Raw genomic sequence first — 15,354 nt, forward strand, 5'->3', positions numbered from 1 at the left:
TGCAAAAGGGCTAGCTCATGCTGCACATGCAGCATAAATCCATTTCAATTCGAAAACCGTAGCGGAAAGTCCATCCAATGGCACATACAACAGCAAACACCACTTCAATTCCAGCTGTCTTTGGCGTTGTGGCCGATATCTTCTCTGGCATCTTTGGCGCACTTTTTCAGCTAAACGAAGCCAGCGCCAAAGTCCGCAAAATCGAAGCTCTGTCAGCGCTCAGCGATGCAGATCTCAGCGCACGCGGCGTGGACCGTGCCGACATTATCCGTCGGGTTATGACCGACACACTTTAACAACTCGGCCAATGCAATGACTGCACTGGCCGCTTTTGTCATTTTGGGCCTTTGGATTGGCTGAGTTCCCTTGACGGAGCCAGCAAAGCAGCGCAGCACTATGGGCATCTTGCCCCTAGGTCACAGCCCTGCTTTTGACCCCCTTCAAAGGACCCCCAAATGGCCGATACATTTGACGAAGACCTATTTCTCAAAGGTCTAGAACAGCGCAAAGCTACGCTGGGCGCTGAATATGTCGAAAACAATCTTGCCGCCGCAGATGAGTTTACCCGCCCCTTTCAAGAGGCCATGACCGCATGGTGTTGGGGATTTGGCTGGGGCGATGATGTGATCGAACCCAAAACCCGATCCATGATGAATCTGGCCATGCTCGGGGCCTTGGGCAAGATGCATGAGTGGGAGATCCACTGTCGCGGCGCACTGAACAACGGCGTCACCAAAGATGAGATCCGTGCCATTATCCACGTCATTGGCATCTACTGTGGTGTACCACAGTCGTTAGAATGTTTCCGCGTGGCCCGTAAGGTTCTGGAAGAAGCTGGTCAGCTCTAACCCTCGGAAAAGCTGTAACTTTGGGAACCCGTCTACTTTGTCAGGCGGGTTTTCTGTTATTCTCATCTAACTGTCAGACCCGACAATATGTTACCGATTTTTTTCAAGTTCACTTTTTGTGTTACATTTTTCTTGCCGCGAATCATAATCACACGTATTACCCGACCATACGGTCACCTTTAGTGGCACAGGGATTTGGAGAATACGAAGCATGGATGCTTTCATCTGCGACGCACAACGGACCCCAATCGGACGCTACGGCGGCGCATTATCGTCGATCCGAACCGATGATCTGGCAGCGCTGCCAATTGCTGCGCTCAAGGCGCGTAACCCCGATGTGGATTGGACCGCAATTGACGATGTCATTTACGGTGACGCCAACCAAGCCGGTGAAAGCAACCGCAACGTGGCCCGAATGGCTGCCCTGTTGGCTGGACTGCCAATCGAAGTTCCCGGCACCACTGTTAACCGATTGTGTGCCTCGGGCATGGATGCGGTTGGTATGGCATCGCGCGGTATTAAAGCTGGTGACTATGACATGGTTATCGCAGGTGGCGTCGAAAGCATGAGCCGCGCGCCATTTGTGATGCCCAAAGCCACAAGCGCCTTTACCCGTGCCAATGCCGTTTACGACACCACCATTGGGTGGCGTTTTGTGAACAAGAAGATGCACGAGATGTATGGCACCGACTCCATGCCACAAACGGCGGATAACGTTGCCGAAGATTACAATATCGACCGTGCCGACCAGGATGCGTTTGCTGCCAATTCGCAGGCCCGTTGGGCCGCTGCCCACGAGGCCGGATTATTCAAAGACGAAATCACACCCGTCACCATCTCACAGCGCAAGGGTGACGCGATCATCGTTGACACGGATGAGCATCCCCGCCCCGGCACTGGTGCGGATAAGCTGGCGAAACTCAAAGGTGTGAATGGCCCCGACAAAACCGTCACCGCGGGCAACGCCTCGGGTGTGAATGACGGGGCTGCCGCCATTCTGCTGGCAAACGAGACCGCTGCGGCCAAGAACAACCTGACGCCGATGGCCCGGGTGGTCGGAATGTCAGTCGCAGGGGTCGCGCCGCGCGTCATGGGGATTGGCCCGGTTCCTGCCAGCCAAAAGGTTCTGGCGCGTGCAGGACTTACCATCGACCAGATGGATGTGATAGAATTGAACGAAGCCTTTGCGTCTCAAGGTCTGGCGACACTTCGCGCCCTTGGCGTGGCGGATGATGCCCCCCATGTTAATCCCAACGGGGGTGCCATTGCGATTGGTCACCCGCTGGGCATGTCCGGCGCGCGGCTCGTGATGACCGCCGCCTATCAATTACAACGCACCGGTGGGCGCTATGCGCTGTGCACCATGTGCGTCGGAGTTGGTCAGGGTGCCGCCCTGATCTTGGAACGCGTCTGAGCCTGAGGAGAGCCAAGATGTATGCACAAATGATCAAGACCGCCTCAACCGGAGTTAAGTCCGACGAGGACATGTCCGACCTCGAGCGCCAGTTTCAGGCGCGTATCGACGCCGGTGAAAAAATTGAGCCCAAGGATTGGATGCCCGAAGACTATCGCGCCACCCTGATCCGCCAAATGGGTCAACACGCGCACTCTGAAATCGTCGGGACCCTTCCCGAAGGCAACTGGGTCACCCGTGCGCCGACACTGGAGCGCAAGGCGATCCTGTTGGCCAAGGTCCAGGACGAAGCAGGCCATGGTCTGTACCTGTACTGCGCTGCCGAAACATTGGGTGTTACCCGCGATGAAATCACCGAAATGCTGCTGGATGGCCGCATGAAGTATTCGTCGATCTTCAACTACCCCTCGCTGAACTGGGCCGACATCGGCGCAATCGGCTGGTTGGTTGATGGTGCTGCGATCATGAATCAGGTGCCGCTGCAGCGGACATCTTATGGCCCTTACAGCCGCGCCATGGTGCGGATCTGTAAAGAGGAAAGCTTTCACCAACGTCAAGGCTATGATGCCATCCGCGCCTGTGCCGAAGGCACTGATGCGCAGAAAAAGATGGCTCAGGACGCTTTGAACCGGTTCTGGTATCCGTCGCTGATGATGTTTGGTCCCCCGGATTCAGACTCGGTCCACTCTGCTCAGTCGATGGCGTGGAAAATCAAGATCAACACCAACGACGAACTGCGTCAGAAATTCGTCGACCAGACCGTGCCACAGGCTGAATATCTGGGCCTGACGGTTCCAGATGAGAACCTGAAATGGAACGACGAAACCGGTCAATATGACTTTAGTCAGCCTGATTGGGGCGAGTTCTTTGATGTGGTCAAAGGCAATGGCCCCTGCAACGTCGACCGTCTGGCCGATCGCAACAAGGCCTGGGACGATGGTGCTTGGGTACGCGACGGTATGATGGCCCACGCCCGCAAAAAAGCAGCAGCCAAAATCGCGGCCGAGTAATCCGCGCTTAAACGAATGAAATCCGCAGCGCGAGGCATCCGGTTTAGCCACCGGTTTCTACACCCGCGCCTAGCCAGGAGGAGAACTGAGCTATGAACAACGAATGGCCCCTTTGGGAAGTCTTTATCCGCGGTCAGCATGGCATGAGCCACCGTCACGTCGGTTCGCTGCACGCCACTGACGCCGAAATGGCGATCAAAAATGCCCGCGACGTCTACACCCGTCGTAACGAAGGCGTATCGATCTGGGTGGTCGAAGCCGTGAACATTACGGCCAGCTCACCCAGCGACAAAGGCCCGATGTACGAACCATCAGAAAGCAAAGTCTACCGTCACCCCACCTTCTTCGACATCCCCGACGAAGTGGGGGCGATGTAATGACCCAGCAGGAGGCTCTGTTTCAATTTCTGCTCAGGATGGGGGACAACACCCTGATCCTCGGACATCGGACATCGGAATGGTGCGGCGTTGCCCCCGTTCTGGAAGAAGATATCGCGCTGGCCAACACGGCGCTCGATTTCATCGGTCAGACACAATTCTGGCTGGGTTATGCCGGCGAAGTCGAAGGCAAAGGCCAAGACGCCGACCGCCTCGCGTTTCACCGCGATGCTTGGGATTTCCGCAATCTACTTTTGTGTGAAATGCCCATCGGCGATTTCGGCCAGACAATCATGCGTCAGTTCTTGTTTGATGCCTGGCATTCGATCTATATCGCGCGCCTGCTCAAAAGCAGCGATCTGCGTGTGGCAGAGATTGCCGAGAAAGCCAGCAAAGAGGTCGCCTATCACCTCGAACGCTCGGCCGACACAGTTGTCGCGTTGGGGGATGGAACCGAAGAAAGCCATTCCCGGATGCAAAAGGCGCTGGATTATCTCTATCCTTACGTAGGCGAGATGTTCCTGGCCGATGATGTAGACGCCGCGATGGTTTCTGCTGGCATCGCCCCCGATCCTACTGCCCTGCGCGACGAATATGACGCGCTGGTGCAAAAGGTTCTAGACGAAGCCACGCTGACCGTGCCCGGCAACCGCTTTGCCCAAAAAGGGGGCAAAAACGGCGCCATGCACACCGAACATCTGGGTCACCTGCTGTGTTCCATGCAGTGGCTGCAGCGTGTCTATCCTGACGGCAACTGGTAAGCATCATGGACCAGCCAACCGTCAAACAGGTTTGGGAATGGCTAGATGCCGTTCCCGACCCCGAGATCCCTGTGATCTCGCTCGTCGATCTGGGCATCATCCGGGACGTCGCGTGGGAAGAGGACACGCTGACGGTCACGGTGACGCCCACCTATTCGGGTTGCCCCGCCACATCGATCATCAATCTGGATATCGAGACCGCCCTGCGCGATCACGGTATCAAAAAAGTGGAACTGAAACGCCAGCTGAGCCCGGCGTGGACCACAGATTGGCTGACCGACCGCGGCAAAGCCCGGTTAGAAGAATACGGTATCGCGCCGCCCCAACCTGCAGGCGGACCCGAGCGGTGTCCACATTGTGGCAGCAAGAACGTGCAAAAGGTTAGCCAGTTCGGCTCGACCCCCTGCAAGGCGCATTGGCGCTGCACTGACTGCCTGGAACCGTTCGATTATTTCAAATGCATCTGAACTTCAGATAAAAGGAGACGCCCGATGGCACGCTTTCACGACCTGACCGTCACGTCACTGCACAAAACCATCCGCGACGCCGTCGTGGTGACACTGCAACCCGTCAACGGCGCTGCGACAGAATTCGATTTCACCCAAGGCCAGTATCTGACCTTTCGCCACGAATTTGACGGCGAAGAGCTGCGCCGTTCGTACTCCATCTGCGCTGGCAAAGACGATGGTGTACTGCAAGTTGGTATCAAACGCGTCGATGGCGGTGCCTTTTCGACATGGGCCAACCAAGACCTGAAGGTTGGCGATACAATTCAGGCGATGCCACCCATGGGTGGGTTCTTTACAGCGCTCAATGCGGATGCAGACAAACAGTACCTCGGTTTTGCCGGCGGGTCAGGTGTCACACCTGTTTTGTCGATCCTGAAAACCACGCTGGCACGTGAACCTAAATCGCGTTTTACTCTGGTTTATGCCAACAAAGGCGTGAACTCGATCATGTTCCGCGAGGAACTGGAAGATCTCAAGAACCTCTATATGGGTCGTCTGAATATCATCCATATTCTTGAATCAGATGCGCAAGACATTGACCTGTTCACCGGTTTGGTTACCCAAGAAAAATGCGCCCAGCTGTTCAAACATTGGATCGACATAAAGTCCGTCGACACTGCGTTTATCTGTGGCCCCGAACCCATGATGCTAGGCATCGCCGCTGCCCTGCGCGATCACGGGCTGGACGACAGCCAGATCAAGTTCGAACTGTTCGCCAGCGCGCAACCCGGTCGGGCCAAACGTAAGGTCGTTTCAGGTGATGCCGCCAGCAGTGCCAATCAGACCAAAGCCGCGATCACCATGGATGGGTCAACCCAGACCATCACTATGCCCAAAGACCTGTCGATCCTCGATGCAGCGCTCGAAAATGCGATGGATGCACCTTACGCCTGCAAAGCAGGAGTTTGTTCAACATGTCGCTGTAAGGTGATCGAGGGCGAGGTCGAAATGGTCGCGAACCATGCGCTGGAAGACTACGAAGTCGAAAAGGGCTATGTTCTGTCGTGCCAGGCCTTCCCGCTGACGGATTCCGTCACCGTTGATTTTGACCAGTAAGGGAGAGGGACCATGGCAGAAGAAATGACAATCGAAAACTACCTGGCTGCAGGTGGCGTTCTGACCAACCCGACCAACGTTCCACCACGCTATCGTGCTGAACTCATGAAATTGATGGCCACGTTTGTGGACAGTGAACTGGCGGGAGCCGCCGGGTTTGCAGACGTGATCAACTCCGGCCCCGGCATCAAAGAGCGCATCGCCGCCGCCAAAATCGTGCTCGAAAAGACCGATAACGCAGACAAAGTGCTGCGCATCATGGGTGATTTTGGCGCTGATGCGGATCGTTATGCGAACAATCATCCCTGGACCGCGCGTCTGGAGCGGGACGCAGATATCGGAACCTCGCGCAGCGATCATGACATGCGATTGGCGGTATTCAACTATCCGCTTCAGGGTTGGGTTGATTCCGTAGCCATGAACCTGCTGATGAGCCGCGCTGTGGTCATTCAATTGACCGAGTTCTCTATGATCTCATATCAGCCGCTCGCCGAAGCCTTCCGCACAATAACCCCAATCGAAACACGTCACGCTGAATTGGCCGCGGAAGGGACGATCAAACTGATCGAAGAGGATCAAGCTGACGCGCTGCAAGCCTCTGTCAATTACTGGTGGCCACGCGTTGCGGCCAGCTTTGGCTCTACATCATCGACCAAAGCAGGCGCACTCAAGGAAATGGGCCTACGCAAATCCACCAACGCGGAACTCAAAACGCGCTGGCAAGCCGAGGCGACCACTCTACTGGAAAGCTTGGGACTGCATCGCCCCTAAAACAAGTGCTCCCGCCCGTCGTCAAAGCCCCGGGTGGGGCATCTCCTCCCGTTGGGCCCAGCAAGCGCGGCGACGCCGCGCTTGCTGGGCCTCTCGCCGTCCGCAGGACGCAAGGCCATAGGCCGCGCAGTTTGCACACACATACAATTTTGTTTGAAGATTGACCGCGGCCAAGGGACAGTTACAAGCCCCGCACCCCGTGCAGTGTCAGCTTGGAAACCACCGCAGCATAGTCTTCACGTGCGTCAGGGCCTGCCCCGGCATTCCACATGTAGTACCAGTTCAGCATGCCAAAGACTGACATCGTCGCCGCGCGTAGCTTGTCCGCGTTATTGCCAAATACATCCGGGGCAATTTCAGCAATGATACCATTCAGAAATTCAACCATATCACGCTGATATCCACGCAGCACCTTTTGCTGCTCTTCCGGCAAAGCAGACATGCCACTGGTTTGCACCCGGTGCTCGTCATCGACGCCTTGATAGGCCAACAGAATCTCAGCAATCACCTTGTGCAAACGCTCTTCTGCATTCAATCCTTCGATCTGAATACCGCAGATCAGATCCCGCAATTCGCGCAAGTAGATTTCAAGGATGTCATACAGGATGGCATCCTTGCTGTCATAATAGTGATAGATATTCGCCTTGGAGATCCCGCACTCTCGCGCTAGCTGCGTCATCGACGCCCGATCAAACCCCTCGCGCGCAAACACGCGCGCGGCGGATTTCAAGATCTGAGCACGCTTTTGATCGTGGTCTTTTGCAATCGTGCGGGCCAATTCTTATTCCTTGTCTCGATTATCGATGACGCGTTGCGCCTTGCCTTCAGAACGGGCAACCTCACCCGGGTCCCCCACCACGATTTCCGTCGAAACACCGACCATATCCTTGATCCGCTTGCTCAACATCCGCGCCGATGCTGTTTTGCTCAGCTCATCAGCGGCATCCGAGTTTGCCTCAACATAAACGCGCAGCGCATCCATACGGCCAGATTTGTAGAGTTCAATCTGGAAATGCGGCGAAAGACCGCCCGTCGCCATCAATTGCTCTTCGATCTGGGTTGGGAACACATTTACACCACGCAGGATGATCATGTCATCTGACCGGCCGGTAATTTTCTCCATCCGTCGCATAGAACGCGCAGTTCCCGGCAATAGGCGGGTCAGATCCCGGGTGCGATAGCGGATCATTGGCAAACCTTCTTTGGTTAGCGTGGTAAATACCAACTCACCCATCTCGCCATCTGGAACCACTTCGCCAGTCTTGGGGTCAATGATTTCAGGATAGAAATGGTCCTCCCAAACGTGCAGGCCATCTTTGGTTTCAACACATTCATTGGCCACACCGGGCCCCATAATTTCCGACAGGCCATAGATATCAACCGCATGCATATCGAAGGCCTTTTCGACCTCTAAACGCATGGCATTGGTCCAAGGTTCCGCGCCAAACACACCAACCGACAAAGAACTGTCGCGTGGATCCAGCCCCTGTTTGTGGAACTCTTCGAGGATGTTGAGCATATAAGACGGGGTCACCATGATGCCGTCAGGCTTGAAATCGTTGATCAGGCCAACCTGCTTCTTCGTCTGGCCACCACCCATGGGCACAACAGTCGCGCCCAGACGTTCGATGCCGTAATGGGCACCCAAACCGCCAGTAAACAGACCATAGCCATAGGCGTTGTGAACCATATTGCCCCGGCGCAGGCCCGAGGCGCGCAGCGAACGCGCCAACAGATCAGCCCAATTGTTGATATCCCCTTCGGTATAGCCAACCACAGTAGCCTTACCGGTAGTCCCAGACGAGGCATGCAACCGAATGATCTGCTCGCGCGGAACCGCAAACAGGCCAAACGGATAATTGTCGCGCAGGTCGTTCTTGTAGGTGAACGGGAACTTGGACAGGTCCGCCAAAGATTTCAGATCATCCGGATGTATACCCGCCTCATCGAACCGCTGCTTATACATCGGCACATTGTCATAGGCATGGCGCAACGACCATTTCATGCGCTCAAGTTGGGTCGCGCGGATCTCGTCGATCGAGGCAACCTCGATCGGGTCAAGGTCGGCCTTGTTTGGGGTCAAATCTTTCATGGGTTCCTCCTCGGCTCAGGACTCGTCGAACAGAGAGCCCTTGATCGCGCGGGAAAATCCCCGAAATTCCGCGATCTTATGGCCGTCCTGATTGGTTACTGTCACATCGTAAATTCCGCTGCGCCCGGTCAGGCTCAGCTCGGTCGCTTTGGCAATCAACCGGTCGCCCAACTGTCCCGGCGCGACAAAGCTGATCACATTGTGCTGTGCCACGGTCGACTGGTTACGGCTATTGCAGGCGAACGCAAAGGCGCTGTCAGCCAGCATAAAGGTCACCCCACCGTGGCAAATAGCATGGCCATTGCAATGATGTGCGGCGACTGTCATTTCCAGCGTCGCGGTCGCCTCATCAATATGGGTGATTTCCATCCCCGCCCATTGCGAGGCCTGATCCCCATCCCACATCGCCTGCGCGGCGCGTTCTGCACGTTCCTTTGGGGTCATGGTCATTTGCCCTGAAATTTGGGTGCGCGTTTTTCCAAAAACGACGAAACGCCTTCGGCGTAATCTGCGCTTTCGCCACAGGTTTTCATCGCGTCGGCCTCCATTTCCAGATGATCCTCCAACGTGTCCACCGCCGCGGCCTGAATGCACTGTTTCGTCAGGCCTAAACCCAATGTCGGGCCATCAGCCAGCTTGGCGGTCAGCGCACGTGCCTCGTCCATCAGCTGATCGTCAGCAATCGCTTTCCAGATCAGCCCCCAGTCCTCGGCCTGTTTCGCGGGCAACGGCTGCGCGGTAAGTGCCAATCCTTTGGCGCGTGCCTCACCCAATAGGCGCGGCAAATGCCATGATCCACCGGTATCAGGGATCAAGCCAACTTTTGAAAACGACTGAATAAACTTGGCGCTTTCAGCAGCCAACACCATGTCACAGGCCAGCGCCACATTGACCCCAGCCCCGGCAGCAACCCCGTTCACCGCACAAATGACCGGGAAATCAAGTGACCGGATCAGGTTGACCAGAGGGGCATAAAATGTGCGGACAGTTTTTGACAAATCGGGCGGGCCACCCATCTTGGACGGATCACGATCACCCAGATCCTGCCCCGCACAGAACCCACGTCCGGCCCCGGTCAACAGCACCGCCCGAGCGCCATTATCGCGGGCCCCTTCCAGAGTCGCACGCAATGCATAATGCATCTCATCATTAAAACTATTCAGGCGATCAGGACGGTTCAGGGTGATTTCAACCCAATTTCCATGATCTTGCGCAAGAATCGTATCACTCATGTCAGACCCGCTTTTCATATGTTTCGACAAAACTGTTGCATTAACCGAACGGTTGGTCAATAAATTTCTTGAATATGACGAATCTCCGATACGAGGGCACGGATATGACCGCCAGCACAGTTGTGAACGTAACACGGGAAGGCGATATCGCATGGGTCGAAATCGACAATCCGCGGGTCAATGCAACCTCAACAGCGGTCCGCGCCGGGCTGGCACAGGCCGTGACCCAGGTGCAGGGCGCACGCGTCGCAATCCTGACCTGCGCCGGGCGCACCTTTGTTGCGGGCGGTGACATGTCCGAGTTTGATCGCCCCGCAGAAGAGCCCCACCTGCCCGACGTAGTGCAGATGCTGGAAGACAGCGAAACGCCCTTTATCGCTGCCATGCACGGTACAGTTCTGGGCGGCGGGTTTGAAATCGCAATGGGTTGCGCTTGGCGCATTGCGGTCGAAGGCACCAAATTTGGTCTGCCCGAAGTCAACGTAGGCCTGATCCCCGGGGCCGGTGGCACACAGCGGGCCCCTCGCTTGCTTGGCATGTCAGCCGCCATTGATCTGGCATGCTCTGGCAAAATCATTCCCGCAACACAGATGCTGCAACTCGGTGGCATTGATCAGATCGCAAGCGGGGACCTTGCAGAAGCCGCGCGCGCCTTTGCCACCACCCTGCCTCAGCGCCCCATCAAAATCCGCGACCGCACGGTTGCTGCCTTGGATGCCGAGGCCTACGCCGCCGCTGAAACCGCGCTAAAGAAACGTTCCAAGGGCCAGCAATCGCCCCTGTTAAACCTTGAAGCCTTGCAATGGGCTGCCCTACCCTTTGCCGAAGGGCAGCCAAAGGAACGCGCCCGCCATCTTGAGCTGCGCAAATCCACCGAAAGCCAGGCGCTGCGCTATGCATTTTTCGCCGAACGCGCCGTCAGCAAACCCAAGGCCATCGACGGCATCGCCCCACGCGGTCTGAACCATGTCGCCATCGTTGGCGGTGGTTTGATGGGCGCGGGGATCGCCATGGCCTGCCTGACAGGGGGCCTGACCGTCACCGTGATTGAACGCAATGCTGAGGAAGCGGCCAGCGCGCAGGCCCGAGTTGCAGGGTTGATCGAAGGCGGCGTAAAGCGGGGTAAAATATCGCCAGCCAAGCAGGCAGAGATGATCCAGCGCCTGATCACCACCGACACCTACGCCGATGCCGCTCAAGTCGATTTGGCGCTTGAGGCGGTGTTCGAAGATCTGGATGTCAAACGCACAGTGTTCCAGCAATTGGCCGCTGTGGTGTCTAAGGATGCTATCCTTGCCACCAACACCTCTTACCTTGATCCAACACTGATCTTTGACGGCATCCCTAATCTGTCCCGCTGTGTCGGGCTGCACTTTTTCAGCCCCGCCCATGTGATGAAATTGTTGGAAATCGTCAAAACCCCGGACACCGCGCCCGATGTTCTGGCCACCGGCTTTGCTCTTGGCAAGCGCTTGCGCAAGGTCTCGGTCCTGTCGGGCATTTGCGACGGGTTCATTGGCAACCGTATGTTGGCCGCTTACCGGCGCGAGGCAGAATACCTGCTGGCCGACGGTGCCCTACCACACGAGGTCGATGCTGCCGCACGCGGTGCGGGTTTGCCCATGGGGCCGTTTGAGCTGCAGGACCTGACCGGATTGCAAATCGCTTGGGCCAACCGCAAACGCCAAGCCGCCACCCGTGACCCGAACGAACGCTACGAACGCATTGCCGACACGCTGTGTGAAATGGATCGCTTGGGCCAGCGCGCGGGCAAAGGCTGGTACACCTATGCTGAGGGCAACCGCACACCACAAAGGGATCCCGAGGTGGACAAATTGATCCTCCAATACTCGGCAGATCGCGGCATCACCCGCCGTGCATACTCAACACAGGAAATCGCCGATCGCCTGATCGCCGTGCTCGCCAATGAGGGCGCACGCATCGTCGCCGAAGGCATCGCCGAGCGGGCAGAAGACGTGGATATGGTCAAGCTTCACGGCTATGGCTTTCCACGCTGGCGCGGTGGACCGATGCATCTTGCAGGTCAATTAGGGCAGGAAAAAATTAACGGAATCATGAAGTTGGTGTCTGATGAGAGCCCAAACTCCTGGGTAATCGCAGAGCCTGCAGCCTGATGAAATAAGATCAAGCCGACGGTTGATAGTTACAAAACCAACCATTAACCGACATCAACAATACCATTTTTGAGGGAGGAAACCCAATGGTGAAAATGATTAAACTGACCACTCTGCTGGCCTCAGCAGCCCTGGCCGTAACAGGTGTCGCAGCCTTTGCCGCGGATCACACACTGACGATTTCCAGCTGGGCGCCACCCACCCACGGAATCAACGCCAAAATGTGGCCCAAATTCGTTGAAATGGTCGAAGAGGCTACAGACGGCAAAGTCACCGCCGAACTGAAATTGGGCATTGCCCCTCCTCCCGCACAGATGGACTTGATCCAAGATGGCGCGGCTGATGCTTCGATCATCTTCCACGGCTACCAGCCCGGTCGTTTCGTCACCACCAAGCTGATCGAACTGCCCGGCTACGAAGGGTCTGCCGAAGCCGCTTCGGTTGCTTACTGGCGCGCATACGAAAAGTTTCTGTCCAAAGCCAACGAGCACCGCGGCGTCAAGCTGATCGCCCTGCACACGCACGGTCCCGCTCAGCTGCACTCGAATGCAGCCGTAACTGACATGAGCCAGATTTCTGGTCTCAAAGTACGCATCCCCGGCGGCGTTGGCGGCGATGTAGGTTCTGCGCTGGGTGCCACGGGCATTAAAGTTCCTGCGCCTAAAGTGTACGAAACACTGGCATCAAACGCAGCCGACGGTGTTGTGATGCCAATGGAATCGCGCAAAGGCTTTAAACTGACCGAAGTTGCCAAGAACGTGTACGAAGTTCCCGGTGGCCTGTATCGTGGCTCCTTCGCCTTCATCATGAACGAAGACACTTTTGCCGATCTGCCTGCCGATCTTCAGGCCGCGCTGGACGACAAAGTGTTCGGTGAGCCCCTGAGCCGCGAAATCGGCAAGATCTGGGACGAGATCGACGCCATTGGCCGTGAAGCAACCACCGCGACCGACGGCAACGCGATCAACGCCGCCTCTGCTGCGGATCTGGACAAATTCAACGCCATCGCAGCTGACGTGCGCACCAAGGTCATCGCCGAAGTGTCCGACGCCGGTATCGATGCGCAGGCCGCGTACGACCAGATCAAAGCCGACATGGCCGCGAACTAAGTTCTGATCGACTATCGGGGCCGCCCATCTGTGGTGGCCCCTTTCACCCCGATCTGCCAATCCCCCGTGGGAGGAGCCCGCATGACCCCCCTGATCCACCTCATCCGCCGCGCCAGCGCCCTGCCCGTTTTCGTGGCCTGCGCTGCGCTGTTCGCTCTGATGGTGATGACATTCTGCGACGTCATCCTACGATCCGTTTTCAATTCCCCGATCGAAGCCGCTACTGAGCTCACCCGCATTCTTATGGCTATTCTGGTGTTTTCCGTCATGCCAATCATTTCCGTGAGCGATGGCCATATCGCGGTCGACTTGACCGATGGAATTTTCCACCGCTTGCGTCTCAGCCGTTTGCGTGACGGAATCCTTTACGTTGTCAGCGGCATTCTGTTGTTCTGGCCGATCCAGCGCATCTGGATCTTGGCCGAGCGCGCCCGCGACTATGGTGATGTTACCGAATACCTTTCGATCCCGACATATTACATTGGCTGGTTCATTACCGTGTCTCTGGCGATCACCGCCATTGCCATGATCATCACCGGCCTCCTTCACCTTTTTGCCCCTAAATTGCTGTCGGAGTCCGCACAATGACCGCCGCCCTTATTGGTTTCGCCCTTGTTCTGGTGCTTGTGCTTGTGCGCATGCCCATCGTTTTTGCCATGGGCCTCGTCGGCACGCTGGGCTTCGCCTACGAACGCGGCGGCTCGATCTTTTCGGAGCGCGGCCTCAAGGCGGCGATGTCGATGGTCGGGCGCCAAACCATGGATACCGCGCAGGATTACGGCCTGTCGGTCGTGCCCTTGTTCATCCTGATGGGTCTGTTTGTGAACAAAGGTGGCATGGCAAAAGAACTGTACGCCGTTTCCAATGCCTTTCTTGGCCACATGCGCGGTGGTATCGCGATGGCAACCGTCGCGGCCTGTGGTGGCTTTTCGGCCATCTGTGGATCATCACTGGCAACAGCGGCGACCATGTCCAAGGTCGCAATGCCGGAAATGCGCCGTTATGGTTACTCCGATGAACTGTCGACCGCATCCATCGCGGCTGGCGGCACGCTCGGCATCCTGATCCCGCCTTCGGTGATCTTGGTGATTTATGGCCTGCTGACCGAGACATCTATTGGCAAGCTGTTCATGGCGGGCGTTCTGCCCGGCATTCTGGGCATCCTGTTCTATCTCTTCGCAGTCCGCTGGACCGTCTGGCGCAATCCAGAATCCGGCCCCGCCGGTGAACGCGCAGGATGGGGTGAACGCGTTAAGGCACTTGGCTCTGTCTGGGCTGTGCTGTTGTTGTTCTTCCTCGTCATCGGCGGCCTGTACGGTGCGTTTGATTTCGAACCGCTGAACCTGACTTTCTCCCCGACCGAGGCCGCAGGCATGGGCGCTGCTGGTGCCTTTTTGATTGCTCTGTTCCGAGGCGGGCTGACCGTTGGCGGCATTTTTGAGGTTCTCAAAGAGACCTCTTTCACCGCCGCGTCACTGTTTGCCGTCCTGATCGGAGCACAGGTGTTTTCAAACTTCATCAACCTGGCAGGCTTGCCCGAGGCCTTGATCGCCATGGTCACAGCCTACGAAGTACCACCCTTTGCGGTGATCCTGATGATCCTCGGCATCTATATCATCCTTGGATGTGTCTTTGAATCGCTGTCGATGCTGCTGCTGACCGTGCCTATCTTCTTCCCGCTGGTCACCTCATTGGGCTATGACCCGATCTGGTTCGGTATTGTGGTTGTGGTGGTGACCGAAATCTCGCTCATTACCCCCCCGGTTGGATTGAACGTGTTCATCCTGAAAGGGGTTGTTGGAGATGTTTCAACCGCTACCATCTTTAGGGGTGTAACCCCCTTCTGGATCGCCGACATCTTCCGATTGGCGTTGATTGTACTGGTTCCCTGGGTGGTTCTGGTTCTGCCAAATTACTTTGGCTCCCTTGGGCATTGACACAGACATTCGGCCGGAGCGACCCCCTCGCTCCGGCCGATTTCGTAAGAGCATCAACTTTTTTGCATCAAAATAATTGACCGATCAGTCGGTCAATAATATC

The 15,354-nt window shown here is 56.5% G+C and carries 17 protein-coding genes; 13 read left to right on the plus strand and 4 right to left on the minus strand.

Annotated elements, in window-relative coordinates; translation table 11 throughout:
* Positions 1-77 precede the first annotated feature (77 nt).
* The 9 genes from ABWV33_RS07450 to ABWV33_RS07490 all read left to right on the plus strand — a co-directional run bounded on the left by ABWV33_RS07450 (position 78) and on the right by ABWV33_RS07490 (position 6,746).
* A complete protein-coding gene (locus tag ABWV33_RS07450) occupies positions 78-296 on the plus strand; it encodes a DUF1127 domain-containing protein (RefSeq protein WP_353329796.1) in 219 nt (72 codons plus the stop codon).
* Positions 297-455: 159 nt separating this feature from the next.
* The gene (locus tag ABWV33_RS07455) at positions 456-848 is read left to right on the plus strand and encodes a carboxymuconolactone decarboxylase family protein (RefSeq protein WP_113825286.1); all 393 of its coding nucleotides are present in this window, start codon (positions 456-458) and stop codon (positions 846-848) included.
* Between the two features lie 211 nt (positions 849-1,059).
* The gene (gene pcaF / locus ABWV33_RS07460) at positions 1,060-2,262 is read left to right on the plus strand and encodes a 3-oxoadipyl-CoA thiolase (RefSeq protein WP_353329799.1); all 1,203 of its coding nucleotides are present in this window, start codon (positions 1,060-1,062) and stop codon (positions 2,260-2,262) included.
* Positions 2,263-2,279: 17 nt separating this feature from the next.
* Positions 2,280-3,272, plus strand: a complete 993-nt coding sequence (gene paaA / locus ABWV33_RS07465; RefSeq protein ID WP_121998445.1) for a 1,2-phenylacetyl-CoA epoxidase subunit PaaA — start codon at positions 2,280-2,282, stop codon at positions 3,270-3,272.
* Positions 3,273-3,364: 92 nt separating this feature from the next.
* On the plus strand, positions 3,365-3,649 hold the full coding sequence (gene paaB, locus ABWV33_RS07470) for a 1,2-phenylacetyl-CoA epoxidase subunit PaaB (RefSeq protein WP_113825292.1): 285 nt from the start codon (positions 3,365-3,367) through the stop codon (positions 3,647-3,649).
* Positions 3,649-4,410, plus strand: coding sequence for a 1,2-phenylacetyl-CoA epoxidase subunit PaaC (paaC, locus tag ABWV33_RS07475; RefSeq protein WP_353329801.1), 762 nt, complete (start codon positions 3,649-3,651; stop codon positions 4,408-4,410). The genes paaB and paaC overlap by 1 nt, the downstream gene beginning before the upstream one ends.
* A 5-nt stretch (positions 4,411-4,415) precedes the next feature.
* Positions 4,416-4,877: a 1,2-phenylacetyl-CoA epoxidase subunit PaaD gene (paaD, locus tag ABWV33_RS07480; RefSeq protein WP_113825296.1), complete on the plus strand. Its 462-nt coding sequence runs from the start codon at positions 4,416-4,418 to the stop codon at positions 4,875-4,877.
* A 24-nt stretch (positions 4,878-4,901) separates the two neighbouring features.
* Positions 4,902-5,975 (plus strand): 2Fe-2S iron-sulfur cluster-binding protein, encoded by a 1,074-nt coding sequence (locus tag ABWV33_RS07485; RefSeq protein ID WP_113825298.1) that lies wholly within the window; start codon positions 4,902-4,904, stop codon positions 5,973-5,975.
* Positions 5,976-5,987: 12 nt separating this feature from the next.
* Positions 5,988-6,746, plus strand: coding sequence for a Phenylacetic acid catabolic protein (locus ABWV33_RS07490; RefSeq protein WP_164618125.1), 759 nt, complete (start codon positions 5,988-5,990; stop codon positions 6,744-6,746).
* A gap of 181 nt (positions 6,747-6,927) precedes the next feature.
* On the opposite strand, the gene ABWV33_RS07495 is transcribed toward ABWV33_RS07490, so the two are convergent.
* The 4 genes from ABWV33_RS07495 to paaG are packed head-to-tail and all read right to left on the minus strand — an operon-like array spanning position 6,928 to position 10,070.
* Positions 6,928-7,524, minus strand: a complete 597-nt coding sequence (locus ABWV33_RS07495; RefSeq protein WP_353329804.1) for a TetR/AcrR family transcriptional regulator — start codon at positions 7,522-7,524, stop codon at positions 6,928-6,930.
* A gap of 3 nt (positions 7,525-7,527) precedes the next feature.
* On the minus strand, positions 7,528-8,838 hold the full coding sequence (gene paaK, locus ABWV33_RS07500; RefSeq protein ID WP_353329806.1) for a phenylacetate--CoA ligase PaaK: 1,311 nt from the start codon (positions 8,836-8,838) through the stop codon (positions 7,528-7,530).
* A 15-nt stretch (positions 8,839-8,853) separates the two neighbouring features.
* Complete coding sequence (paaI, locus tag ABWV33_RS07505) at positions 8,854-9,282, minus strand: hydroxyphenylacetyl-CoA thioesterase PaaI (protein WP_113825306.1); 429 nt, start codon at positions 9,280-9,282, stop codon at positions 8,854-8,856.
* Between the two features lie 2 nt (positions 9,283-9,284).
* Positions 9,285-10,070 (minus strand): 2-(1,2-epoxy-1,2-dihydrophenyl)acetyl-CoA isomerase PaaG, encoded by a 786-nt coding sequence (paaG, locus tag ABWV33_RS07510; RefSeq protein WP_353329808.1) that lies wholly within the window; start codon positions 10,068-10,070, stop codon positions 9,285-9,287.
* 104 nt (positions 10,071-10,174) lie between these two features.
* Here paaG and ABWV33_RS07515 point away from each other — a divergent pair, with 104 nt between their 5' ends.
* From ABWV33_RS07515 to ABWV33_RS07530, 4 genes are all read left to right on the plus strand, one after another.
* Complete coding sequence (locus tag ABWV33_RS07515) at positions 10,175-12,205, plus strand: FAD-dependent oxidoreductase (RefSeq protein WP_353329810.1); 2,031 nt, start codon at positions 10,175-10,177, stop codon at positions 12,203-12,205.
* Positions 12,206-12,291: 86 nt separating this feature from the next.
* Entirely contained in the window at positions 12,292-13,314 is a 1,023-nt protein-coding gene (locus tag ABWV33_RS07520) for a TRAP transporter substrate-binding protein (protein WP_502930899.1), read from the plus strand.
* 81 nt (positions 13,315-13,395) lie between these two features.
* Positions 13,396-13,902 (plus strand): TRAP transporter small permease, encoded by a 507-nt coding sequence (locus ABWV33_RS07525; RefSeq protein WP_121998439.1) that lies wholly within the window; start codon positions 13,396-13,398, stop codon positions 13,900-13,902.
* Positions 13,899-15,251, plus strand: a complete 1,353-nt coding sequence (locus ABWV33_RS07530) for a TRAP transporter large permease (protein ID WP_113825314.1) — start codon at positions 13,899-13,901, stop codon at positions 15,249-15,251. Before ABWV33_RS07525 ends, ABWV33_RS07530 begins: the two co-directional genes overlap by 4 nt.
* Positions 15,252-15,354 lie beyond the last annotated feature (103 nt).

This window comes from Phaeobacter sp. NW0010-22 (genome assembly GCF_040365955.1).
Lineage (GTDB): Bacteria > Pseudomonadota > Alphaproteobacteria > Rhodobacterales > Rhodobacteraceae > OMPR01.